This is a genomic window from Ornithinimicrobium sp. (assembly GCF_030537745.1).
In the GTDB taxonomy this organism is placed as follows: Bacteria; Actinomycetota; Actinomycetes; order Actinomycetales; family Dermatophilaceae; genus Ornithinicoccus.
This window is the reverse complement of sequence record NZ_JAUNVI010000007.1, coordinates 37,914-61,030: the sequence shown is the minus strand read 5'-3', so window position 1 is coordinate 61,030 and position 23,117 is coordinate 37,914. Positions and strand designations below refer to the sequence as shown.

At 67.3% G+C, this 23,117-nt stretch carries 24 protein-coding genes; 9 read left to right on the top strand and 15 right to left on the bottom strand.

Annotated elements, in window-relative coordinates; all coding sequences use genetic code 11:
* Positions 1–331 precede the first annotated feature (331 nt).
* From Q4P07_RS03050 to Q4P07_RS03040, 3 genes are all read left to right on the top strand, one after another.
* Entirely contained in the window at positions 332–1,621 is a 1,290-nt protein-coding gene (locus Q4P07_RS03050; protein ID WP_303373418.1) for a CBS domain-containing protein, read from the top strand.
* 142 nt (positions 1,622–1,763) lie between these two features.
* Positions 1,764–2,255 carry a DUF1003 domain-containing protein gene (locus Q4P07_RS03045; RefSeq protein ID WP_303373434.1) on the top strand — a complete coding sequence of 164 codons (492 nt, stop codon included), beginning with the start codon at positions 1,764–1,766 and terminating at the stop codon, positions 2,253–2,255.
* 36 nt (positions 2,256–2,291) lie between these two features.
* On the top strand, positions 2,292–3,434 hold the full coding sequence (locus Q4P07_RS03040; RefSeq protein WP_303373417.1) for an Mrp/NBP35 family ATP-binding protein: 1,143 nt from the start codon (positions 2,292–2,294) through the stop codon (positions 3,432–3,434).
* A gap of 4 nt (positions 3,435–3,438) precedes the next feature.
* Here the strand turns inward: Q4P07_RS03040 and Q4P07_RS03035 are convergent, their stop codons facing one another.
* The 3 genes from Q4P07_RS03035 to sigE all read right to left on the bottom strand — a co-directional run bounded on the left by Q4P07_RS03035 (position 3,439) and on the right by sigE (position 5,724).
* Positions 3,439–3,828, bottom strand: coding sequence for a Sec-independent protein translocase TatB (locus Q4P07_RS03035; RefSeq protein WP_303373416.1), 390 nt, complete (start codon positions 3,826–3,828; stop codon positions 3,439–3,441).
* 41 nt (positions 3,829–3,869) lie between these two features.
* Positions 3,870–5,018 carry a S1C family serine protease gene (locus Q4P07_RS03030; protein WP_303373415.1) on the bottom strand — a complete coding sequence of 383 codons (1,149 nt, stop codon included), beginning with the start codon at positions 5,016–5,018 and terminating at the stop codon, positions 3,870–3,872.
* Between the two features lie 79 nt (positions 5,019–5,097).
* Positions 5,098–5,724 carry an RNA polymerase sigma factor SigE gene (sigE, locus tag Q4P07_RS03025; protein ID WP_303373414.1) on the bottom strand — a complete coding sequence of 209 codons (627 nt, stop codon included), beginning with the start codon at positions 5,722–5,724 and terminating at the stop codon, positions 5,098–5,100.
* Between the two features lie 63 nt (positions 5,725–5,787).
* On the opposite strand from sigE, the gene Q4P07_RS03020 reads away from it, so the two are divergent.
* Positions 5,788–6,420 (top strand): O-methyltransferase, encoded by a 633-nt coding sequence (locus tag Q4P07_RS03020; RefSeq protein WP_303373413.1) that lies wholly within the window; start codon positions 5,788–5,790, stop codon positions 6,418–6,420.
* A 63-nt stretch (positions 6,421–6,483) separates the two neighbouring features.
* Here the strand turns inward: Q4P07_RS03020 and Q4P07_RS03015 are convergent, their stop codons facing one another.
* Complete coding sequence (locus Q4P07_RS03015) at positions 6,484–6,651, bottom strand: DUF3117 domain-containing protein (RefSeq protein WP_303373412.1); 168 nt, start codon at positions 6,649–6,651, stop codon at positions 6,484–6,486.
* Between the two features lie 211 nt (positions 6,652–6,862).
* Here Q4P07_RS03015 and Q4P07_RS03010 point away from each other — a divergent pair, with 211 nt between their 5' ends.
* The gene (locus Q4P07_RS03010; RefSeq protein ID WP_303373411.1) at positions 6,863–7,741 is read left to right on the top strand and encodes a PaaX family transcriptional regulator C-terminal domain-containing protein; all 879 of its coding nucleotides are present in this window, start codon (positions 6,863–6,865) and stop codon (positions 7,739–7,741) included.
* A 5-nt stretch (positions 7,742–7,746) separates the two neighbouring features.
* Positions 7,747–8,562 (top strand): enoyl-CoA hydratase/isomerase family protein, encoded by an 816-nt coding sequence (locus tag Q4P07_RS03005; RefSeq protein WP_303373410.1) that lies wholly within the window; start codon positions 7,747–7,749, stop codon positions 8,560–8,562.
* Positions 8,563–8,565: 3 nt separating this feature from the next.
* Here the strand turns inward: Q4P07_RS03005 and Q4P07_RS03000 are convergent, their stop codons facing one another.
* The 4 genes from Q4P07_RS03000 to Q4P07_RS02985 are packed head-to-tail and all read right to left on the bottom strand — an operon-like array spanning position 8,566 to position 11,629.
* Positions 8,566–9,813, bottom strand: coding sequence for a hypothetical protein (locus Q4P07_RS03000; protein WP_303373409.1), 1,248 nt, complete (start codon positions 9,811–9,813; stop codon positions 8,566–8,568).
* Positions 9,814–9,815: 2 nt separating this feature from the next.
* Positions 9,816–10,457: a DNA-3-methyladenine glycosylase I gene (locus Q4P07_RS02995; RefSeq protein ID WP_303373408.1), complete on the bottom strand. Its 642-nt coding sequence runs from the start codon at positions 10,455–10,457 to the stop codon at positions 9,816–9,818.
* Positions 10,454–10,846, bottom strand: a complete 393-nt coding sequence (locus Q4P07_RS02990) for a DivIVA domain-containing protein (RefSeq protein ID WP_303373407.1) — start codon at positions 10,844–10,846, stop codon at positions 10,454–10,456. Before Q4P07_RS02990 ends, Q4P07_RS02995 begins: the two co-directional genes overlap by 4 nt.
* A gap of 18 nt (positions 10,847–10,864) precedes the next feature.
* Positions 10,865–11,629, bottom strand: coding sequence for a TIGR00730 family Rossman fold protein (locus tag Q4P07_RS02985; protein ID WP_303373406.1), 765 nt, complete (start codon positions 11,627–11,629; stop codon positions 10,865–10,867).
* Between the two features lie 61 nt (positions 11,630–11,690).
* Here Q4P07_RS02985 and Q4P07_RS02980 point away from each other — a divergent pair, with 61 nt between their 5' ends.
* A complete protein-coding gene (locus Q4P07_RS02980) occupies positions 11,691–12,560 on the top strand; it encodes a hypothetical protein (protein WP_303373405.1) in 870 nt (289 codons plus the stop codon).
* 94 nt (positions 12,561–12,654) lie between these two features.
* Here Q4P07_RS02980 and Q4P07_RS02975 read toward each other — a convergent pair whose 3' ends face one another.
* Genes Q4P07_RS02975 through Q4P07_RS02945 form a run of 7 tightly spaced genes read right to left on the bottom strand, consistent with a single transcriptional unit; the run spans position 12,655 to position 20,022 of the window.
* Positions 12,655–13,953: a citrate synthase gene (locus Q4P07_RS02975; protein ID WP_303373404.1), complete on the bottom strand. Its 1,299-nt coding sequence runs from the start codon at positions 13,951–13,953 to the stop codon at positions 12,655–12,657.
* Between the two features lie 46 nt (positions 13,954–13,999).
* A complete protein-coding gene (gene fdxA, locus Q4P07_RS02970) occupies positions 14,000–14,326 on the bottom strand; it encodes a ferredoxin (protein WP_303373403.1) in 327 nt (108 codons plus the stop codon).
* Positions 14,327–14,370: 44 nt separating this feature from the next.
* Positions 14,371–16,164, bottom strand: a complete 1,794-nt coding sequence (locus tag Q4P07_RS02965) for a VanW family protein (protein ID WP_303373402.1) — start codon at positions 16,162–16,164, stop codon at positions 14,371–14,373.
* A gap of 60 nt (positions 16,165–16,224) precedes the next feature.
* A complete protein-coding gene (locus Q4P07_RS02960) occupies positions 16,225–16,752 on the bottom strand; it encodes a flavin reductase family protein (protein WP_303373401.1) in 528 nt (175 codons plus the stop codon).
* The gene (gene mshB, locus Q4P07_RS02955) at positions 16,749–17,642 is read right to left on the bottom strand and encodes an N-acetyl-1-D-myo-inositol-2-amino-2-deoxy-alpha-D-glucopyranoside deacetylase (RefSeq protein WP_303373400.1); all 894 of its coding nucleotides are present in this window, start codon (positions 17,640–17,642) and stop codon (positions 16,749–16,751) included. The genes Q4P07_RS02960 and mshB overlap by 4 nt, the downstream gene beginning before the upstream one ends.
* Positions 17,639–19,549 (bottom strand): translational GTPase TypA, encoded by a 1,911-nt coding sequence (gene typA, locus Q4P07_RS02950; RefSeq protein ID WP_303373399.1) that lies wholly within the window; start codon positions 19,547–19,549, stop codon positions 17,639–17,641. Before typA ends, mshB begins: the two co-directional genes overlap by 4 nt.
* A 47-nt stretch (positions 19,550–19,596) precedes the next feature.
* Positions 19,597–20,022 carry a (deoxy)nucleoside triphosphate pyrophosphohydrolase gene (locus tag Q4P07_RS02945; protein ID WP_303373398.1) on the bottom strand — a complete coding sequence of 142 codons (426 nt, stop codon included), beginning with the start codon at positions 20,020–20,022 and terminating at the stop codon, positions 19,597–19,599.
* 181 nt (positions 20,023–20,203) lie between these two features.
* Between Q4P07_RS02945 and Q4P07_RS02940 the strand changes: the two genes are divergently transcribed.
* Positions 20,204–21,910 carry an ABC transporter substrate-binding protein gene (locus Q4P07_RS02940; protein ID WP_303373397.1) on the top strand — a complete coding sequence of 569 codons (1,707 nt, stop codon included), beginning with the start codon at positions 20,204–20,206 and terminating at the stop codon, positions 21,908–21,910.
* A 195-nt stretch (positions 21,911–22,105) separates the two neighbouring features.
* On the top strand, positions 22,106–23,113 hold the full coding sequence (locus tag Q4P07_RS02935; RefSeq protein ID WP_303373396.1) for an ABC transporter permease: 1,008 nt from the start codon (positions 22,106–22,108) through the stop codon (positions 23,111–23,113).
* The last annotated feature ends 4 nt before the right edge of the window (positions 23,114–23,117 follow it).

Here is a 23,117-nt window from a genome sequence, read left to right as displayed (position 1 = left end):
AGACCCCCGGACAACATGTCACGGGGGTCGGGGCTAGCCAGCGATCAGAGCGGGAGCAGGCGGCGAATGTTCAGCGGCGGAAGAAGCGGCGACGCGGACGGACCGGTCGCTTGGCGACATCCTCAGCCAGCGAATGACGGAAGGAACGCCCTGCGGACGGAACGTAAATGATGGTCGGACCCATGATGGGGCTGCGATGTCCTTTCTGGGACGGAAGATAGATTCCAAAATAAGGGCCACGTGGCCCTCATACATGGTATACGTACTGGTGACCCGCTATATTCCAGTTGCGCAGTGACCTGTGTCACCCGCGTGCGGTTATCCTGCGCAGGTGAGTATTCCGCGTGTCTTCGTCGCCCGCCTCAACGGTCTGAGCGTCTTCGATCCGTTGGGTGACGAGGTCGGCCGAGTGCGCGACGTGGTGGTCAGTTTGACCGGTCGCGCGGCGCAGCAGGGGCCGCGCGCGATCGGCCTCGTCGTGGAGGTCCCAGGGAGACGACGGGTCTTTGTCCCGATCACCCGGGTGACCTCAATCGATGCCGGCCACGTGATCACGACTGGGCTGGTCAACATGCGGCGCTTCGCTCAGCGACCTGGGGAGACGCTCGTGGTGGGCGAGCTCTTCGACCGACAGGTCACCATCTTAGATGGCCACCTCCCCGCCGTCGTCGAGGACGCAGGTATGGAGCAGCAGCGCGGCGGCAACTGGCGGCTGACCAAGCTTTTTGTGCGCAAGGGTGAGGGTGGCTCAGCGGTGCGCGGCTTGCGCATGCGCCGCCGCGGCGAGACCGTCATCCTGGACATCGACCAGGTCGGGGGGCTGCACCTGGCTGGCCCTCCACAGGCCGCGACGGCACTGCTGGAGGCCTATCGGGACCTCAAGCCACAGGACCTGGCGGAGGCTATCCACGACCTCACGCCCAAGCGCCGCGCCGAGGTGGCCGATGCCCTGGACGACGAGGTCTTGGCCGACGTGCTCGAGGAGCTCGGTGACGACGACCGGATCGAGATCCTGACCCATCTGCCGACCGAGCGAGCCGCCGACATCCTGGAGGTCATGCAGCCGGACGACGCTACGGACCTGCTGTCCGACCTGCCCACCGCGACCCAGGAGCAGTTGCTCCAGCTGATGGAGCCGGACGAGGCCGCCGACATCCGGCGGCTCCTCACCTACGACGAGAACACCGCCGGTGGTCTCATGACTCCCGAGCCGGTGATCCTGGGGCCGGAGGCAACGATCGCCGAGGCGCTGGCCATGGTCCGCCGCGAGGAACTGCACCCCGCCACGGCCTCCCTGGTCTACGTCACTCGCCCTCCGCACGAGACGCCGACCGGGCGGTTGCTCGGCAGCGTCCACATCCAGCGGCTGCTCCGTGAGCCGCCGCACCAGTCCGTCGGGTCGATCCTCGACCCCGACATCGACCCCATGCCGCCGGAAGCGTCGCTGGGCGAGATCACCCGCGCGCTGGCGACCTACAACCTCGTCGCGCTGCCCGTGACCGACGCCGAGGGCCGCCTCCTGGGTGCCGTGACCGTGGACGACGTCCTCGATCACATCCTGCCCGAAGACTGGCGCGAAGAACGTGGCACCGCGCTGCTCCAGCAGGTGAACGATGTCTGAGCCAACGCGTCGTCCGCACGCCTCCCGACCCGAGGTCGCCACCACCGTCCGCGCTGGTCGACGGACCCCACGACGACCGACGCCGACCCGACGCGGCAGCCCCGCCGGCCTCGATCAGCCGCTGGTCAAGACACCAGGCTGGATGCCTGCCACCCGGATGGACCCAGAGATCTTCGGCGCTTTCGCTGAGCGGTTCGCGCGGTTCATGGGCACGGCGCGCTTCCTGGTGTGGATGACCATCTTCGTGGCCGTCTGGCTGCTGTGGAACACCGTGGCGCCGACGTCAGTGCGGTTCGACCCGTACGCCTTCATCTTCCTCACGCTCATGCTCAGCTTGCAGGCGTCCTACGCTGCGCCGCTGATCCTGCTCGCGCAGAATCGGCAAGCCGACCGCGACAAGGTCCAGATGGAGCAGGACCGGTCCAGCAATGAGCGAAATCTGGCAGATACCGAGTTTCTGACCCGCGAGGTCGCCGCCCTACGAATCGCGATGCGCGACGTCGCTACCCGTGACTTCATCCGCTCCGAGTTCCGCACCCTGCTGGAGGACATGGACGAACGTGGATGGCGACCCTCCCCTCCCGCCGAGTCAGCCGGTCCTGGCCAGGCGAGCCGAGGTGACGCAGAGGGGTGAATCGGAGGCGGACCCGCCGCGGCTTAACATGGACACATGTCCGTTCCCAGCACCGATGCCCTGCACGCTGCCCTAGCGACCGTCGACGACCCCGAGATCCACAAGCCGATCACCGAGCTCGGGATGGTGGAGTCGGTGGATGTCACGGACGACGGGCACGTTCGCGTCAGTGTCTTGCTGACGGTTCCCGGCTGCCCGCTCAAGGACCGCATCACCAAGGACGTGACGGCGGCCGTGTCTGCCGTCGAAGGCGTCACCGGAGTCGACGTGCACCTCGGCGTGATGACCGACGAGCAGCGCGGATCCTTGCGCAGCCAGCTCCGCGGGGGTGGGACCGAACGCGAGATCCCCTTTGCGCGACCTGATTCGCTGACCACGATCTATGCGATCGCCTCCGGCAAGGGCGGCGTCGGAAAGTCGTCGGTGACGGTCAACCTGGCGGTAGCGATGGCGGCGCAAGGACTGCGCGTCGGTGTCGTCGACGCCGACATCTACGGCTTCTCGGTGCCCCGCATGCTGGGGATCACGCAGGCACCGACTCAGCTCGACGACATGATTCTGCCGCCGGTCGCCGAGCCGAGTGGGGTCAAGGTCATCTCCATCGGGATGTTCGTGCCCAGCAACCAGCCCGTCGTCTGGCGTGGACCGATGCTGCACCGAGCGGTGCAGCAGTTCCTGGCGGACGTCTACTGGGGCGACCTCGACGTCCTTCTGCTCGACCTGCCGCCAGGCACCGGCGACATCGCCATCAGCGTCGCCCAGTTGCTGCCGGGCAGCGAGCTGATCGTGGTCACGACACCGCAGCTCGCGGCTGCCGAGGTGGCCGAGCGTGCGGGCGCGATCTCGATGCAGACCCATCAGCGGCTGGCGGGCGTGATCGAGAACATGTCGTGGTACGAGCTTCCGGACGGCACGAGGCAGGAGCTCTTCGGCAGCGGCGGCGGTCAGTCGGTCGCAGACTCACTGTCCCGCTCGATCGGGGCCCCTGTGCCGCTACTGGGCCAGGTGCCCCTGGACGTCACGCTGCGTGAGGGCGGGGACCAAGGTCGGCCAGTCGTCGTTGCGGCCCCCGACTCGCCCTCAGCCACCGCCCTGCGCGGGATCGCCCGGCAGCTGGTGAAGCGGGGCCGGGGCCTGGCCGGCCGCAAGCTCGGCATCACCCCGACGATGAGCCGCTAGTCGATCAGGTCGCTTCGACGTCGAAGGGCGTCGGGCACTTCGGATCGTGGACGATCAGGGGTCCGACGAAAGAGGCCACGTCGTCGTCCGGACGGGTCACCGTGGACGAGTTCGACGTGGGAGCTGATGGCCTCACCAACGCCTCACGCACGATGCGGCGAGGGTCGTACTGACGTGGGTCGAGCTGGCGCCAGTCGACATCCTCGAAAGCGGGGCCCATCTCGGTCTTGATCTGGGCCTTGGCTCCATCGGCCAGATCACGGAGCGTGCGGACCCCCTGCGCCAACTTCGCAGCATAGTGCGGCAGCCGGCTCGGTCCGAGGATGATCAGGGCAGCGAGGATGAGCAGGACAAGCTCACCACCACCGACATTCAGCACGTTGTTGCCCCTCAAGCAGCTCGGTGTCGGCCCGGTGACCGACCATCACAGCCTACCTAGTCCCCCGACCCAGCTAGCCGCATGGACACCGACCGCTCTGCGCCGTCGGCACCCCGCAGCACCATCTCGACGCTCTCGCCGATGGCGTGCGAGCGCAGCACCACGAGGAGGTGAGTGGAGTCGGTGATGCGTTTGCCGTCGACGGCCACGATGATGTCTCCCGGCTTAACCCCAGCCACGTCTGCGGGACCGTCCGGAAGGACCGGGTCGATCCCGTCGCGGGACTCGGGCAGGACCCGTGCACCCTCGCCCGTGTAATGGAGGTCGATATGCACGCCCATCACGGGGTGCTGGCTCTTGCCCGTCTCGATGATCTGGATCGCGGTCCGCTCCGCCTGCTCGGCAGGGATCGCAAACCCGAGCCCGATACTCCCGGAAGGAACCCCTACGGTGCTCGGGACCTGGGCAATCGCCGAGTTGACCCCGACGACCCGACCAGCCAGGTCGAGCAAGGGACCCCCTGAGTTTCCCGGGTTGATCGCGGCGTCGGTCTGGATAGCGCTGATGTAACTCTGATCAGCGACGCCTCCCGTGACCACCGGGCGGTCGAGGGCGGAGACGATCCCGCTCGTCACGGTGCTGTCCAGCCCCAGCGGCGCTCCTACTGCCACCACCGTCTGCCCGACCTCGACGACTTCGGAATCCGCGAACATTAGCGGCACCAGTCCGGACAGGTCGACCCGCAGCACCGCGATGTCATAGATCGAGTCGGAGCCGACGATCTCCGCGCTGGCCGGCTCCAGGCCGGGAAGCTGGACGGTGATGCCGCCCCCGGAGGTGCTCGCCGCGATGACATGGTGGTTGGTCAGGACGTATCCGTCCTCCCGGATGACGAAGCCCGAGCCTTGACCGTCACGCCCACCAGGGCCGAGCGAGATCAGTGCCACGCTGGGCAGGGCCGCCCGAGAAAGGGCAGGAATGGTGCCCTCGACAGGCACGCTGGTCACCGGCTGCGCCGGCGTGAGAGGGGGCGCCTGCGCACGCGAGGAGACGGGCTGCGGTGCCACGGTCTGCACGAGGACCCCGCCCCCGAGTCCACCGACCAGACCGGCAACGAGCGAAGCTAGCACGATGGGGGCACCGCGACGTCGTCGCACCTCCGTGCGCGGTTGCGGCTGCGGGATCAGCGCCGTCGGGTCCGTCATGGGGCGATTGTGTCAAGGTCACGATCAGCACCCACCAACGGCTTCCCTGACGAAGCGCTGCCAGAACTCGGACGGGTGGTCAACCGAGCGCTGGCTGTGGGAAAACGGCGCTGGCCACTGCCTGCCCACGAGGCGCTGGACGCCGGTGCGCCAGCGACTGCCGCAGCAGCGCCCGGCCCCGGTGGATGCGGGACCGCACCGTGCCCATCTTGATGCCGAGGGTCTGGGCCACCTCGTCATAGGAATAGCCCTCGATGTCGGAGAGCACCACGGCCGCCCGGAACTGCGGAGGGAGCGCCATCAGCGCCGACTGGATCTCCGCGTCGAGGTGGGTCATTTCGAAGACCTCCTCGGGGTCGGTGCCGGAGGCTCGCAGGGGCAGTCTGGCGCTGAGCTCCTCGCTCAGCGCGTCGAAGCGGATGCGTTGCTTGCGTCTGACCTTGTCGAGGAAGAGGTTGGTGGTGATGCGGTGCAACCAGCCCTCGAAGGTGCCCGGCCGATAGGAATCGAGCGATCGGAAGACCCGAACGAAGACGTCCTGGGTCAGATCCTCGGCCTCATGGGGGTTGCCGGTCAGCCGGTAGGAGAGACGGTAGACACGCGCCGAATGCTGCCGCACGATCTCCTCCCACGTCGGGGGGACCCAGGCGACCTGGTCGTCTGGTGGGCTGGTGCTGGCCGCGAGGTCCGTGCGCTGCGGGCTCATCGGGCTACCGTGGCAGTCCCTGCTGAGAACAGGCTGGGTAGGGCTGGCAGATAGGCTGGCGGCATGGCATCCCCCAAGCTGGCCTCGCTCGTCTACGCCGAGGACTTCATCACCCCGCATCCGGTGCTCGAGAGCGCCCAGCGGCGCGGAGAAGAGCTGGGGACCGACCCCATCTCCCCCGCTGCCGGCGCGACCCTACGTCTCCTGGCCTCCACGGTGGCCGCTCGCCACGTCGTGGAGATCGGCACCGGCTCGGGGACGTCCGGCCTGTGGTTGCTGCAGGGCATGCCGCACGACGGCATCCTGACCTCGATCGACAACGAACCGGAGCACCAGCAGGCCGCCAAGGAGGCTTATGCCGAGGCAGGGATCCCCCCACAGCGCACAAGGGTCATCAGTGGGGATGCTGGCCAGGTCCTCCGCCGCCTGACCGACAGCGCCTACGACCTCGTGCTCGTCGACGCCGACCGCGACAGCTACCCGGCCTACGTCGAGGAAGCTCTTCGCCTCCTGCGACAGGGCGGCGTCTTGGTGGTCAACAACATGCTCGGCGGGGATCTTGTCGCTGACCCGGCGGCCCGTGACGACGTCACCACCCTGCTGCGCGATCTCGGTAAGAAGCTGCGCCAGGATGATCGGCTCCTGTCGGCGCTCCTGCCCGTCGGCGACGGTCTCTTGGTGGCCGTCCGACGCTGACCCACCACACACGAAGAAGCCCCCGGAGCGTGATGATCCGGGGGCTTCTTAGCGAGGGGGGACTCAGCCCACGCACTCCTTGATGGCGTCGCCCAGTGCGGTCGCCTCGGTAGCGTTCATCTCCACCACCAGGCGTCCACCGCCCTCGAGCGGCATCCGCAGGACGATGCCGCGTCCCTCCTTGGTGACTTCCAGGGGGCCGTCGCCGGTGCGAGGCTTCATTGCTGCCATGGGTTGCCCTTCCTTGTGACGCGGCCAGATACCGCATCCCGGCGCCGGTGCGCCGGGTATGAATTCTGCTTCCTATTATCCCCCTTGCTCCTCGACCCGCCTAATCGAAGGACCTTCGGGCGCGCCCGACGGTGACACCCCTGCGACGGCGTGGGCAGGGCGCCGACCTGCGACGACGTGCTGGCGATCAGGTTGCTGGAATACTGGGAGCGTGCATGCCCGCTCCGCCGTCGTCGATGTCTACGGTGACCACCTGCGCGAGCATGGATGGTGGGGTCCTGTCGCCGGGGTCGTCGCGCTGGCGCAGTCCTGCGGTGTGCAGCCCGCGGCTACCCGGACGGCGGTGTCCCGACTCGTCCGCGAGGGTTGGCTCGTCGCGGAGGCCCGCGACGGAGCTCGCGGGTATGCCGCGACGCCGCTGGCCCAGAACCGGCTAGCCCGCGCCTACCGCCGGATCTACGCTTCTGGACCCGCTCCCTGGCCGGGCTCGTGGCACGTCGTGGTCGTCGACCACGGCGCCAATCGTCGCCGCCGTGACCACGTCGCGGCCTCGCTCGGCTACCTGGGCTACGGCCGCCTAGCCGCATCGACGTGGATCAGCCCGAGACCGAGCCCGGAGCTGGCGCTGGTGCTGGCCGAGCACGGCGCGACCTGGTCAGGAGTCGTCGGGCCGCTGGACGGTCACTCCCGCGGCCGCATCGACGACGCCGCCAACCACACTGTCGGCACTCTGGAAAGCACCGGAAAACTCACTGGTGACAGCACCCGCGCAGCCCGCCTCGCCGCAAAGGTGTGGGACCTCGATGCTCTCGGCACGGCATACCAGAGCTTCGCGGACGGGCTCCCCCACCCCGCTGACGTCCGTGATCTGCCCCCGAAGGCTGCTTACCCCGTGCGGGCGCACCTGGTGCACGAGTGGCGCAAGTTCCTCTTCGCCGACCCTGGCCTTCCGGCAGAGGTGCTCCCCCGCTCATGGCCGGGTCAGCACGCCCGGGAGCGCTTCCTGGACATCGCGGCTGGCCTGCGCCCGGCTGCTGAGCAGTTCCTTACGCAGACCCTCTGGGCCGTGGATAGGGACGCCGTAGATTGATCCTCATGAGCCAGCCTGATGCTTCCACCGCCCCGCAGGGCCCCGTCCTGGTGACGCACTCCGAGGGGGTGTGCACCGTGACCCTGAACCGCCCGGACGCGATGAACTCGCTGGACGTGGCCACCAAAGAGGCCCTGCTGGGCGCCCTGCAGGGTGCTGCGGCGGACGAGTCCGTGCGGTGCGTCGTGCTGACCGGCACAGGGCGCGCCTTCTGCGTGGGTCAGGACCTCAATGAGCACGTCGCTCTGCTGGCCGAGGACCCGCAGCAGCTATGGACCACGGTCGCCCGGCACTACAACCCCGTCGTCGAGCTGCTGGCCACCATGGACAAGCCGGTGATCGCCGCTCTGAACGGGGTCGCTGCGGGGGCAGGCGCCGCTTTCGCGTTCGCCGCCGATCTTCGGTATGTCGCGGCGTCGGCCGGGTTCAACCTCGCCTTCACCGGGATCGCGCTCTCGTGCGATTCCGGCACCTCCTGGACGCTGCCCCGCCTGGTGGGCGCTGCCAAGGCCAAGGAGCTGCTCTACTTCCCGCGCACCATCGACGCGCAGGAGTGCCTCGCCCTCGGACTGGCAACCGAGGTCGTCCCGGACGAGGAGCTGGCGGGCAAGGTCGCGGAGGTCGCGCACACCCTGGCTGCCGGTCCGACGCTCGCTTACGGGGCCGTCCGTCGCGCAGTGAACTTCTCGGCCGGGCACCCCCTCACCGAGTCCCTGGACTACGAGGACCAGCAGATGACCCGGACCGGCACCAGCGAGGACCACCGCGCCGCAGTGGCCGCTTTCCTGGCCAAGGAAAAGCCTCGCTTCAGCGGCCGCTGAGAGTCACGGCGGGTCGTCGGTAGGCGGGACGAAGCGGAAGAGCTCCCAGGACCACCACGCCTGAAGCACCACGAAGATCAGCGCGATGACGACGCAGCGCACCACCAGCAGCCAGGTGGGTTGCGGCGGCCGGCCCGTGGTCGGCGATGCGCTTGAGCCACGATCTCTGCCTCGGCCTCCGCCCACCAGGAGCACGAACAGCGGGAAGAGCAGCACCAGGTAGCGGAAGATGCTCGTCCACGGATCCAACGCGGCGAACAGGTACAGGACATAGCCGAGGCACCAGGTGCGCAACTCAACCCCCAGTCCCTTAGCCCACGGCCCGAGCACTGCGACCAGCAGCAGCGCCAGGCCGGCGGCCAGGATGACCAAGCCGGTCACCTCTCCCCAGAGCCACTGCACCCGCTCGAGGGTCGGCAGGAACGGCGTGATCTCCTCTCCGCCGCGCCAAGAAGACATCGTCAGCGCATAGGCGGCCCGTTCACCGGTCCCCCACCAGGCGACCATGGGCCAGATGAGGCCGGCCAGCCCGCAACCGATGAGCGCAGCGCTCATGCCCGCGTACTCGCCGCGAGTGATCGGGTGCTCCTGACGACGACGCCACCGCACGATGACCGCGACGAGCGCAACCAGGCCCAGGGGCAGCGCGATGGGGCGCGCCAACCCGGTGAGCAGGGCGACGGCCGCCGCAGCCCACCACGCTCGTCGGACGAGCAGCCAGAGGACTGCGGCCAGGAGCAGCAGCGCCAGGGACTCGGTGTAGGCGACCTGGAAGGTAGGTGCACTCGGGTAGGTGCCAAGCAGCACCGTAGCGCTCAGTGCCGCGGCCCGGCCCACCTTCTCCCGCAGCAGGCCAGCGACGACGATCGCTGCGGCATACCCCAGGAGGGTGGCAATGATGGTGCCCGTGACGGCGAAAGGTAGGCCGGTCAGCGCCGTGAGACCTCGCGACAAGAAGGGGAAGATCGGGTAGAACGCCCAGGGGTTCTGCCTGACCATGCCGTCGGCTGCACGAGGGAGTTCCTGCGGATAACCGTCGGTGGCGATCCTTTCGTACCACGCGCCGTCCCAGAGCGTGGCGAACTGGAAGTAGCGCGGCACTCCCGAGTCGTCGTAGACGACCGGGTCCTGGCTCTGGTCGGCCAGATAGATCAGGATCACCGTGGTGATCGCCCGACACAACGTCCAGATCACGACGACAGCCAGCACGAACCGCCGGTCGAGCAGACGCCGCAGTGGGGCTGCGGCCACAGTCATGAGCTGACGCGCATCCCACCGGTGAGCCGGGAGCCGGACCGAGAAGCTCCGGCTCGGAAGCAGCCCACGAGATGGTCGTCGACCAGGCCGCAGGCCTGCATTGCCGCATAGACCGTCGTCGGACCGAGCTGGACAAAGCCGACCTTGCGCAGACGCTTGGTCAACAGCTCCGACTCAGACGTCTGGCTCGGGACATCGACAAAGCGACGCGGGCGAGGTGTCGGCTCCGGCGCATGGGTCCACAGCAGCTCTTCGAGGCCACCGGTCTCGCGCAGCGCGACGGTGGCCCGGGCGTTGGTGATCGTGGCCTCGATCTTGCGACGGTTGCGGACGATGGACTCATCGGCCAACAAACGCTCGACGTCCGCCTCGGAGAAGTCAGCGATGGCATCTGCGTCGAAGCTGGCGAAGGCGACGCGGAAGGCAGGCCGCTTGCGCAGGATCGTCAGCCAGGACAATCCACTCTGGAAACCTTCGAGGCAGAGCCGCTCGAGCAGCGCCGTCTCACCGTGAACCGGCTTGCCCCATTCTCGGTCGTGGTAGTCACGGTAGTCGGCGTGCCCCATCCCGGGCCAGCCGCACCGGATGACCCCATCGGGTCCGACGACGAGATCGGGGTGCGGTGCGGTGACGGTCATCGGTCCTGCCCTCCGGTCTGCTGGGTGTGATCCACGCCTTCCTGAGACTGTAGATGACGCACGGTGGCTTCCCCCAGCCGGTCAGGACCTTGCGGCTGGCCCGCGGTGCTGGTCCGAAGACGCAATCGCGTGATCTCCTGGTCCCGGTCCGCCAACTCCTGGGCCAGTCGGGAGAGCGCGAGGTCGACCTGCCCCATCCGGTAGCCTCGGATCGCCTGATCGAAGCGTACGTCTGCGACGTCACCCGCGCCGATCGACCCCAGCGGCAGTGGCGTCGCGCTCTCCGTCGTCACCGGCTCGCTCAGGCCAGGGACGTCGAACCTAGCCATTGCCCAGATCGCGACCGCACCGAGCGCGAAGACCGCGACAACGACCGCGACAATGATCACGACATAAATCCTCGCACGTCACCGCCCGCTTGAGAACTCCGCCCCACTACGGTCCTGGTGTGCCTCGACGATCCACTCGACGGCCTGGGCCACGTCATCGGTGAGCCGGAGCAGGTCCAGGTCTTGCGGCGAGATCATCTTCTCTGCCACCACGGTGTCGCGTAGCCAATCCAGCAGAGGCGCCCAAAACTTGGTCCCGAGCAGCACGATCGGGAAGTTGGTGACCTTCCCGGTCTGGATCAGGGTCAGCGCTTCGAACATCTCGTCCAGCGTGCCGACGCCGCCCGGCAGCACGATGAACCCCTCGGAGTACTTGACAAACATGGTCTTCCGGACGAAGAAGTAGCGGAAGTTGACCCCTAGGTTGACGTACGGGTTGAGGCCGCTCTCCCAGGGCAGCTCGATCCCGAGCCCCACAGAAGTACCGTCCGCCTCAGCCGCACCCTTGTTGGCCCCTTCCATCGTCCCCGGCCCTCCCCCGGTGATCACCCCGAAGCCGGCCCGGACGAGCTCGGCACCGATCTTCTCAGCAAGCTCGTAGGCAGGGTGACCCGGTCCGGTTCGCGCCGAGCCGAAGACCGCAACGGAGGGCCCCAGCTCGGCGAGCGCTCCGAAACCTTCGACGAACTCCGCCTGGATCCGCATCACCCGCCACGGGTCCGTGTGCACCCATTCCGTCGGCTCACGACCCTCGAGGAGCCGTTGGTCGGTCGTCGTCTGTGGGACCCGTTCCCCGCGCAGCGTCACCGGTCCCTTCACATGCACCCCTCGAGTTGCAGTCACGTGCCGACCCTACGCCAGTGGCGTGCCCGGACCATCGGCCCCGGGCATCTAGAATCGGTCTGTGCTCAGGTCCAGACGCCTCCTCGTGGGCCTGCTCGTCATCACTGCATGTGCCCTAGCAGGGGTGTTCGGCGCCAGGTGGCTTGTCGATCGGCTCTCCACCCCCGAGTGCGTGTTCGTGGCGGCCGGTCAGTCAGTGTCCTTGACCCCCGAGCAGGCTGCCAACGCAGCCACCATCGCCGCGGTCAGCGTGCAACGCGGTCTGCCACCGCGCGCCGCCACCATCGGGCTCACGACAGCCATCCAGGAGAGCAAGCTGCGCAACCTGCGCTACGGCCACGCCGACAGCCAGGGGCTCTTCCAACAGCGTCCGAGCCAGGGCTGGGGCACCGTCGAGCAGGTCACCGAGCCGGTCTATGCCAGCAACGCCTTCTACGACGCGCTGGAGCGCGTCCCCGGCTGGCAGGACGGCGTGGTCACCGTGGTGGCGCAGGAAGTGCAACGCAGCGCTTTTCCCGACGCGTATGCCGATCACGAGTGGGAAGGTCGCGTCCTGGCCTCCGTGCTCACCGGGCAGGAGGGCTCTGCGACCCAGATGGGCTGCGACCTGGACGCGCCGACCGCCGCCGGCTCCGCAGAAAACCTTGCCACCAAGCTCCGGCAACAGCTTGGGGTTGCGGACATAGTGGACGCGGGCTCGGATGCTGGCACGCTCACCTTGGCGCTGGACGATGGGGACCACGCCTGGGCCGTCGCGACCTGGCTGGTCAGCCATGCCGAGGCCGAGCAGGTCGTCAGTGTCCAGGTCGCCGACCAACGTTGGGACCGTGACCGGTCTCCTCTGACCTGGCGTCCCGCCCAGCACGCCGCGGCTGATGCCGCAGACTCACAGCCCTCAGGTAGGACGACCGTCGTGGTCGAGCTGAACTGAGCAGCGCACCCACAGCCGACACCACGACAAAGGGCCCCCACCGTGCGGTGGGGGCCCTTTGTCCGTTTCAGCGTCTTGCGCCTGTCGCGTCGGCTCAGCGCTGGTCCGTAGCCACGTAGTCTCTCGCAGCCTCGCCGATGTAGATCTGGCGCGGACGGCCGATCTTGGTGGCGGGGTCGTTGATCATTTCGCGGTACTGCGCGATCCAGCCCGGGAGGCGGCCGATCGCGAAGAGCACCGTAAACATGTCGCTGGGGAAGCCCATTGACTCGTAGATCAGGCCAGTGTAGAAGTCGACGTTGGGGTAGAGCTTGCGCTCGACGAAGTAGTCGTCGCTCAACGCCGTCTGCTCCAGCTGCATCGCCAGGTCGAGCAGCTCGTTGTCGCCCGCTTTAGCGAGCAAATGGTCGGCCGTCTTCTTGACGATGGCGGCGCGGGGGTCGTAGTTCTTGTAGACCCGGTGTCCAAAGCCCATGAGCCGGACGCCGTCCTCCTTGTCTTTGACCTTGCGCACGAAGTCCGCGACGTCGCCGCCCTCCGCCTTGATCTGCTCGAGCATGGCCAGCACCGCTGAGTTGGCACCACCGTGCAGCGGCCCAGAGAGTGCATGGATGCCCGCGGAGATGGACGCAAACAGGTTGGCCTCCGAGGAACCCACCATCCGCACCGTGGACGCGGAGCAGTTCTGCTCGTGGTCGGCGTGCAGCACGAAGAGCAGATCCAGCGCCTCCGCGATCTCCGGGTCGAGCTCAAACGCCTCGGTGGGCTGACCGAAGGTCATCCACAGGAAGTTCTCGACCAGGCTGTAATTGTTGTCCGGGTAGAGCAAGGACTTGCCCTGGCTCTTGCGGAAGGCGTAGGACGCGATCGTCGGCAGCTTGGCGAGCAGGCGGATCGTGGAGATCTCGACCTGCTCGGGGTCATGCGGGTCGTGGCTGTCCTGATAGAAGGTCCCCAGCGCGGACACCGAGGAAGAGAGAACCGACATCGGGTGCGCGTCACGGGGGAAGCCGTCGAAGAAGTTCTTCATCGGCTCAACCAGCAGCGTGTGCCGGCGCAGTTTCTGGTCAAACTCCTCCAGTTGGGAGGCCGTGGGGAGCTCGCCGTAGATCAGCAGGTAGGACGTCTCCAGGAACGAGGAGTGCTCGGCGAGCTGCTCTATCGGATAGCCGCGGTAGCGAAGGATGCCCTTGCCGCCGTCGATGAAGGTGATAGCGGACTCGCAGGAGGCGGTGTTGACATACCCCACGTCCAGGGTCGTGTCACCGGTCGTCTTCATGAGGTCAGCGATGTCGAGGCCGTTGTTGCCCTCGGTCGCGGTCACCACCGGCAGGGACAACTCATGCTCTCCGTGCTGCAGCGTCGCCGCCTGGGCCGTCGTGGATTCAGTCATCAGTACTCCCTGGGGTAAGTCGACAAAAGGGCGCGGGCGGAGGAGATCACTCGTCGTGCGACTGCGGCGGCAGAGCAGCGATCAACGGGTGATCTTTGGCGATCAGACCCATCTTGGCTGCCCCACCAGGACTGCCAAGGTCGTCGAAGAACTCAACATTCGCCTTGTAGTAGTCCGCCCACTCTTGCGGGACATCATCTTCATAGTAGATCGCCTCCACCGGACAGACCGGCTCGCAGGCACCACAGTCGACGCACTCGTCGGGGTGAATGTAGAGGGAACGTTCGCCCTCATAGATGCAGTCGACGGGACACTCCTCGACACAAGACTTGTCCTTGAGGTCCACGCACGGCTGAGCGATCACATACGTCATGGCTACAGGGTAATCCGTCCGCCGCATAGGTAGGGCACGGGTCGTCAGTACCCCGCATCAGGGTGAGTGCAGACCACCTCGTCCTCGGGCACATAACGAGTGGTGAAGTCGTCACGGTGCGCCACCACCCCGTCCTGGCTCAGGGTGCGCGAGACAGAGATGACGAAACCGGGCGAGGGTTGCTGTGGGACGCATGAGGGTGAGTCATCGACGATCCGATCGGGCTCCTGCACCTCGGTGCGAGGGCCCTCCACCGTCTCGACCTGGTACTGCCGCTGACCGAGGAACTCCATGAAGATCTGGTCCCCCGTGATCCAGGATCGGATGACGATCGGGTTGCTCGTGTCGTTGGTCCACAGGTTGTCGAGGCCAGGGATGGCGATCGTCGCCTCGCGCCCCGCGGGATAGCGCGGGATATAGAAGGAATGCGGGGTGTGCGCGTCGAGCTGGACGCCGGAGAACCACGCCGTGTTGAAGACTGTCGTCGACACCTGCGAGAGGCCACCGCCAATGCCCATCACCAGTCGCCCCTCGATGATGATCGGAGCCTGCTGATAACCCTCGGCTTCGGTGATTGGCGACAGCACCGCCCCCAACGAGAACTGCTCACCGGGCATGACGACGGTGCCGTTGACGTGCTCGATGCCCGTGTGCAGGTTGTGGGTGCGGGCCTCGTTGTCACGTCCCGTGGGGAAGACCGAAGAGAAGGACCCCATCTTGGCGAACTTCCACTCCTTGGACACCGAGGTGGGGATCTGCGGCTCGAGGACCTTCAGTTTCGTGGTGAAGTTGCGCTCCTTGCCCTCGGCGCGGATCGCCTTACGGACTGACTCCATGATCGCCGGCTCGTCCAGGCTCGCCCCGGTCCGGGCCGGCACCACCTCGACCTTGCCCGAGACCAGGCGGACGGTCGCATCGACCGGGCCGCGTTCGAGTTGTCCCAGGTCCTGGCGCAGCCTGCCCAGCATCGCCTTCTCATCCAGCTTCAGGCTCAGACTGTGGTCCTTGTCCTGATCGATCGACAGCATTGCTGCGATCTCTCGCGGCTGGACCTGCGCCACCGAGGTCTTCGCTTTATCGCCGCTGCCCCGCTTGGCGGTGACTTTCAGCGGTGCCGCGAGCACTGGCTCCACCTCCTCTGCGGTGAACTGCTGGATCTTCGCCTGCGTCAGCACGGGGCCGATGGTGATCGCGGTCCCCTCGACCTTCTTCTGGTCAGGCCAGGCCGCCGCGATGGTCTCCACCGTGGCCGCCACGTCCAGCTGGCGTCCTTCTGCAGCGTCGACGACCTCGACCTTGCCGTCCTCGAGGGAAACGTCTCCCTCGACCGCCTCGGTGTCATAGTCCTTCGCGGCCGCCTGCACCGCAGTCGTCAGGGCACTGCTATCGACGGCGCCCAGGAGGGGTAGCTGGCGCTCGGTCCGCGCCACGTGCGCCCACAGGACGCGGGGGTCGAGGCTGAAGCCGGTGACTCCGTCGATGGACCGCTCGAGGTCGTAGCTCAGTCCAGCCTCGGCGGGATCTAGCGTGATCTCGGTCTCAGTGTCCTGGTCGCCGTCGGTCCGCACGGTGACCACGACCGGCTCAGCCGCTTCATCGGCGAGTTGACGCTGCAGATGGGAGAGGACCTCGTCGTGGGTGAGGGAGCCGATCTCCACGCCTGCGACACTCAGCCCGGCAGGTGGGCGGTCCTGGAAGTAGAGCGCTCCCCCGACATAGACGCCGCCAAGGACGAGGACGGCCACCAGTCCGCGCAGCAGAACGGCACGCCATTCCTGCCCCGGACGCCGCTCATCCTCCGCCTGGAGCCCCGTGCCGGCCGGAGTCCGTTCATCCATCAGTTGTCCTTCCGCGATCGGTGGCAGGGGTGTCACGCCAAGGTCCCCCAAGCCTCAGCCTCAGCGCAACTCTCCCAGCGCCCCACGGTAGTGGACCAGGGCGGGCTCGTCGGTTGGACGCGCCTGCAGACCGACGACCTCACCGACCACGATCGAGTGGTCGCCGGCCGGATGGACGGCGAAGGTACGGCACTCGAAGGTGGCCGACGCTCCATCGATCAGGGCTACGCCGGTGGCCCGCCCGCGGTTGTGCGGGATGCGGGTGAGTTGCTCGTGCAGCGGACGACCGGGCTCCCCGAGCCAGGTGGCAAGCCCACGGTGGTGGGCCTGCAGCACACTGATCCCGAACGGTGCGCCCTCCTCGATCCCCTCGAGCACCCGCGCCTCCGCGTGGAGGCATACCAGGAGCAGCACCGGGTCCAGGGAGACACTGGCGAGGGCGTCGACGGTCAGCGCCACGTCGTGTCCCCGGTGAGAAGACGTCACGACGCTGACTCCGGAGGCGAACCTGCCCATGGCCTGCCGGAAGCGCGCCGAGTCGACCGGCTGGGTGGGCTCGACGGGTGGTGGCACTGACTCCTCGCTCACCATTGCCCCGTCTCCCACCTCGCGAACCCTTCGCGGCCGGAGATCCTGGCCGCAACATCGTTGCTCAGCGTGTACCACCCCTCGTGCACCGTCACCTGCGTGCCATGCTCTCGCAGGGCGCTCGCCTGGATCACGGCCGCAGCGGGGTCCTGCACGGCATGGGTCACCTTGTCATCGTCCACGACACCGACGGCGTAGGGCTCCTCCGGGGCCGGTACTCGGGCCACTCCCCCGGCCGGGCTGCGGGTCCCCGACGGCACGTGCTCGGCGAGCCAGGCGCGGTCCTGCTCGGCCCACGCGCGCGGGATGAGCACCACATAGGTCACGGGCCGCTCCGGGGCCGACAGCAAGCCCACGGCCGCCATTGTCACGCGGTGCGTGTGGATATGGTCGGGATGCCCGTAGCCGCCCTCGGGGTCGTAGGTCACCACGACGTCGGGGCGGAGCGCCCGGATCTGCTCAGCCATCATCTGGGCCGCCTGCTGGACGTCGGCGTTGACGAAGGCGCGCGGGTGCGCCGCCGCCGCCGACCCCGCCATTCCCGAGTCGCGCCAGCGTGGCGGGTCACCGCCGAGCCAGTGGTGGGTCACTCCCAGGATCGAGGTCGCGCGCGCAACCTCGAGAGCGCGGTGCGGGCCCAGCTCCTCAGTCCCCTCCAGGCCGGAGAGCTCCGGCGTGATGACCTCACCCTCCTCACCGAGGGTGCAGGTAAGCACGTGCACCTCGTCGCCGGCAGAAGCATGGTGGGCCAGGGTCAGCCCGGTAGCGAGCGTCTCGTCGTCGGGGTGCGCGTGCACGGCGAGCAGGCGCAGCGGTCGTCGAAGGTCGGCGGGGATGCCGTCGCGCAGGTCACGCCGAGCAGCGCTCCCGACCTCCGACGACCCTGTCATGGGTGGTTCCGGGCCTTCGCCGCCGACCGGGCCCGGAGGTTGCCGTCGAGGACGACCTTGCGGACGCGGACCGCCTCGGGGGTCACCTCTACGCACTCGTCTTCGCGGCAGAACTCCAGCGACTGCTCCAGGGACAGGACGCGCGGCGGGATAAGCCGCTCCAGGACGTCCGCGCTCGCAGCCCGGACGTTGGTCAGCTTGCGTTCCTTGGTGATGTTGACGTCCATGTCCTCGACTCGGGAGTTCTCCCCGACGACCATGCCCTCGTAGACCTCCGTGGTGGGCGGCAGGAACATGGTCCCGCGCTCCTGGAGGTTGAACATCGCGTAGGTCGTCGCGACGCCCGCGCGGTCCGAGACCAGAGAGCCAGACTGGCGCGTGCGGATCTCCCCGAACCACGGGGCGTAGCCCTCGAAGACGTGGTTGGCGATGCCGGTGCCACGGGTCTCGGTGAGGAACTCGGTCCGGAAGCCGATCAGCCCGCGGGCAGGAACGACATACTCCATCCGGACCCAACCGCTGCCGTGGTTGGTCATCTGCTCCATGCGCCCCTTGCGCGCGGCCATGAGCTGGGTGATCGTGCCGAGGTGCTCTTCGGGGCTGTCGATGGTCAGTCGCTCAACCGGCTCGTGCAGCTTGCCGTCGATCTCCCTCGTGACGACCTGCGGCTTGCCGACCGTCAGCTCATAGCCCTCGCGGCGCATCTGCTCCACCAGGATCGCCAGCGCCAGCTCTCCGCGACCCTGCACCTCCCACGTGTCCGGGCGCTCGGTCGGCAGGATCCGCAGTGAAACGTTGCCCACAAGCTCCTTGTCGAGACGGTCCTTGACCAATCGAGCGGTGACCTTGGTGCCCTTGAGCCGGCCGGCCAGTGGGCTGGTGTTGGTGCCGATCGTCATCGAGATCGCCGGCTCATCGACGGTGATCAGGGGCAGCGGCACCGGGTTGTCGACGTCCGCGAGGGTCTCGCCGATGGTGATCTCCGGGATGCCAGCGATCGCGATGATGTCCCCGGGGCCTGCCTCGTCTGCGGGCAAACGGTCCAGTCCATCCGTCAGCAGCAACTCGGTGATCTTCACCTTGTCGATGCTGCCGTCGTGGTGGCACCAGGCCACCTGCTGGCCCTTGCGGATCACGCCTTCATGCACCCGGCACAGCGCCAGACGACCCAAGAACTGGCTGGAGTCGAGGTTGGTCACGTGCGCCTGCAGCGGTGCACCCGGCGTGTAGGTCGGCGCTGGGACCGTCTCCAGGATGGTCGCGAACAGCGGCTCCAGGTCTGGGCTGTCAGGCATCTGACCGTTGGCAGGCGCAGTCAGCGAGGCGCGGCCGGCCTTGGCGGAGGCGTAGACCACGGGAAAATCGAGGGCCCGCTCCACGGTCGCCGGGTCAGTGTCGTCGAGCAGGTCCATGAAGAGGGCATAGACCTCGTCGACGACCTCGGCGATGCGGCTGTCAGGGCGGTCCACCTTGTTGATGCACAGGACGACGGGCAGCTGTGCGGCCAGGGCCTTGCGCAGCACGAAACGAGTCTGCGGCAGGGGTCCCTCGCTCGCATCCACGAGCAGGACGACTCCGTCAACCATCGACAACCCCCGCTCGACCTCGCCACCGAAGTCTGCGTGACCTGGCGTGTCGATGATGTTGATCGTCATCCCGCCCTGGGGTGCCGCCGCCCCCGTGTAGCGGATGGCGGTGTTCTTGGCGAGGATCGTGATCCCCTTCTCGCGCTCCAGGTCACCGGAATCCATGACCCGGACCTCATGCTCGCCGCGCATCGCGGCGAACGCGCCGCCCTGGGTGAGCATGGCGTCCACCAGGGTGGTCTTGCCGTGATCGACGTGGGCGACGATCGCGACGTTACGGATGTCTGCGCGCACGCCAGAGCCGGTGTCAGTGAAGGGCATAGGTCATATTCTCGCAGCATTTCCAGGCTGCTCCGTGCACGGACGGCTCATCCAGGGGTATGGAGCAGCCTGGCGAGGTGGGCGACCATCGGGAGGTCGTTGGCCAACCAGGGGATGTCGTCGACGTCTGAGCCGGTCAGCCACCGCAGGTCGTCATGGTCCTCCAGGGGCCGTGGCGCTGGCTCCCCCGGCAACGCCACCGCCCAGTAGAGATGGAGGGTATGGGTGTCGCCGAGCGGCCAGTCCCCACCGATTCGAGCACCCAGTCGCACCGACATACCTAGCTCCTCGCGGACCTCGCGCACGGCGGCCTCCCTGGAGGTCTCCCCCACCTCTGCCTTGCCGCCGGGAAATTCCCAGCAGCCGGCGAGCGCCGGCGGCTCGGTGCGACGTGCGGCGAGGAACCGGCTCGGCCGGTCCAGGTCGTCGACGATCGCGACGGCCGCGACGATGACGCGCGACGTGCTCTCCATACCCTCATCTAATCCCGTCGGGTAGTGGTGAAGCCAATGATCAGAGCAAGAGGCAAGGGCCCGACACAGGTCACGGTCACGTTACGAATGGCCGCACATCCTTCCCAAAGGACCCACTGATGTGGTGAGGTCGGCAAGAACCGGTCACTGTCGTGTCCGGAAGACCCTAGTAGGAGGCACGATGAAGAACCGCTCGGTCGCAGCGTTGGCGAGTACCGCCGCGCTGGCCCTGCTCCTCACGTCCTGTGCTCAATCGGACCGTGAGACTCCCAGCGACGGCGACAGTGGCGACAAGGCCACCGGATCCCAAGACGCGGGCGCCGCTGGTGACGGCGCCAGCGATGCCACCTTCGTCTTCGGCGCGGCAGGTGCTCCCGCGACCTTCGACCCCTTCTACGCCAGCGATGGTGAAACCTTCCGCATCAGCCGCCAGGTCTTCCAGAACCTGATCGGGATCGAGGCGGGCGGCACGGAGGCCGTCCCAGAGCTCGCCACCGAGTGGACCCCGAGCGAGGACGGCCTGACCTGGGACTTCAAGCTCCAGGAGGGTGTCAAGTTCCACGATGGGACCGACCTCGACGCGGAGGCGGTCTGCGCCAACTTCGACCGTTGGGCCGACCAGAACGAGGCTGGCCAGAGCGAGGCAGCGGCGTACTACTACGGCAACGACTTCGGCTTCGGCGACGACACGCTCTTCGAGTCGTGCACCGCGACCGAAGCGCTGAACGCCCAGGTCAAGGTCACGCGCACCACGGGTAAGTTCCCGATGGTGCTGTCCCAGGCTTCCTACGGCATCCAGTCGCCGACCGCGATGGATAAGTACAAGGCCAACGACATCAAGCTCGACGGCGAGGCGTTCGTCTACCCCGAGTACGCCAGCGAGCACCCGACCGGCACCGGCCCGTTCGTCTTCGATTCCTATGACAACGCTGGCGGCACCGTGACGTTGAACCGCAACGACGACTTCTGGGGTGACAAGGCTGGCGTTGCCACCCTGGTCTTCAAGATCATCCCGGACGAGAACGCCCGCCGTCAGGAGCTGGAGGCAGGCACCATCAACGGCTATGACCTGCCCAACCCGATCGACTGGCAGGCTCTCACCGACGCCGGTCAGCAGGTGCTGATCCGCGATCCGTTCAACATCCTCTACCTGGCGTTGAACCCGGTCGCCGACCCCCAGCTCGAGGACCCGCTCGTCCGCGCGGCCCTCTACCACGCCATCAACCGCGACCAGTTGGTCAAGACCCAGCTGCCCAAGGGTGCGTCGGTGGCGACGCAGTTCATGCCGGACACCGTGAGCGGCTGGAACGCCGACATCGCTGCCTACGACTACGACGTCGAGAAGACGAAGGCGCTGCTGGAGGAGGCCGGCAAGTCCGACCTGAAGATCGACCTCTGGTACCCGACCGAAGTCACTCGCCCCTACATGCCGGACCCGCAGCGCATCTTCGACGCGGTGAAGGCGGACTGGGAAGCGGCCGGCATCACGGTCAACGCGATCACCAAGCCGTGGAACGGCGGCTACATCGCCGACGCCACCACGTCCAAGGCTCCTGCCTACTTCCTGGGTTGGACCGGTGACCTCAACTCGGCGGACAACTTCCTCTGCGCCTTCTTCTGCGGCGACACCAACCAGTTCGGCACCGTCGCCTACGACTGGAACGACGAGATGCAGAAGGCGATCACGGCTGCGGACGCCGAGCCGGACGAGGCCAAGCGCATCGCGCTGTACGAGGACCTCAACGCCAAGATCATGAGCGAGGAGTGGCTGCCCGGTCTGCCGCTGTCACACAGCCCGCCCGCCATCGTGGTCGGCGGCAACGTGAAGGGGCTGGTCCCCAGCCCGCTGACGGCCGAGGACTTCTCGACCATCACGCTCACGGAGTGATTGATGGCGTGCTGGACGGTCGGGTCACTTGACCCTGCAGGCCAGCACGCACCATGAGTCGGCGGGTCGGACCGAGCGGTCCGGCCCGCCGACTCATGAGCGCGGTGTCATCCATCCCCCGCGCCGACGACATACCCTGTCACCAGCCGTCCGGGAATCACGCCAGATTCCCTTGCTCGCCCACCGGAGGACTCAGTGCTGAGATTCATCGTCCGCCGCCTCTTCCAGGCGGTGCTGGCACTTTTTGTGCTCAGCCTGCTGCTGTTTGCGTGGTTGCGCTCGCTTCCCGGCGGCGCCATCGGCGCCCTCCTGGGCGAACGCGCGACCCCTGAGTCTGCGGCCCGACTGGCCAAGGCGATGGGACTGGATCAGCCGCTCTATGTCCAGTACTGGAAGTTCCTCAAGCGCGCGGCGACCGGCGACTTTGGCGTCTCCAACGGCGTCTACCGCGGCCACGACGCCTTCTCCGTTTTCCTGGAGCGTTTTCCGGCGACGCTGGAGCTGAGCGCGCTGGCCCTCATGCTGGCAGTCTTCGTCGCGGTCCCTCTGGGATATGTCGCAGCGCGTCGCGCCGGAGGATTCTTGGACACCGGCAGCGTGATCTTCTCCCTGGTCGGAGTTGCCGTCCCGGTCTTCTTCCTGGCCTACGTCCTGAAGTACTACTTCGCGGTGAAATACCACATTCTGCCGCCGTCAGGACGGTCGAGCGTCGGGATCGACGCGACCCATATCACCGGGTTCTACGTTGTGGACGGCATCATCACCAGGGAGTGGGATGCTGCGTGGGACGCCTTCAAGCACCTCATCCTGCCGGCGCTCGCGCTGTCGTCGATCCCGTTCGCGATCATCTTCCGGATCACCCGCGCAGCCGTCATAGAGGTCCTCGACGAAGATTACGTGCGGACCGCCCGCTCCAAGGGGCTCACCACCCGAGTGGTGCGCACCCGGCACATCATGCGCAACGCTCTCATCCCGGTCGTGACGATCATCGGCCTGCAGACAGGAGCCCTGCTCGCAGGCGCCATCCTGACCGAGAAGGTCTTCGCCTTCCAGGGCATCGGTGAGGCCCTCGCCATCGGGTTCACCCTGCGCGACTACCCGGTCCTCCAGGTGCTGATCATGATGGCCGCGCTCATCTACATCTTCGTCAACCTATTGGTCGACATCGCCTACGCCGTCATCGACCCCCGTGTCCGGACCTGAGGAG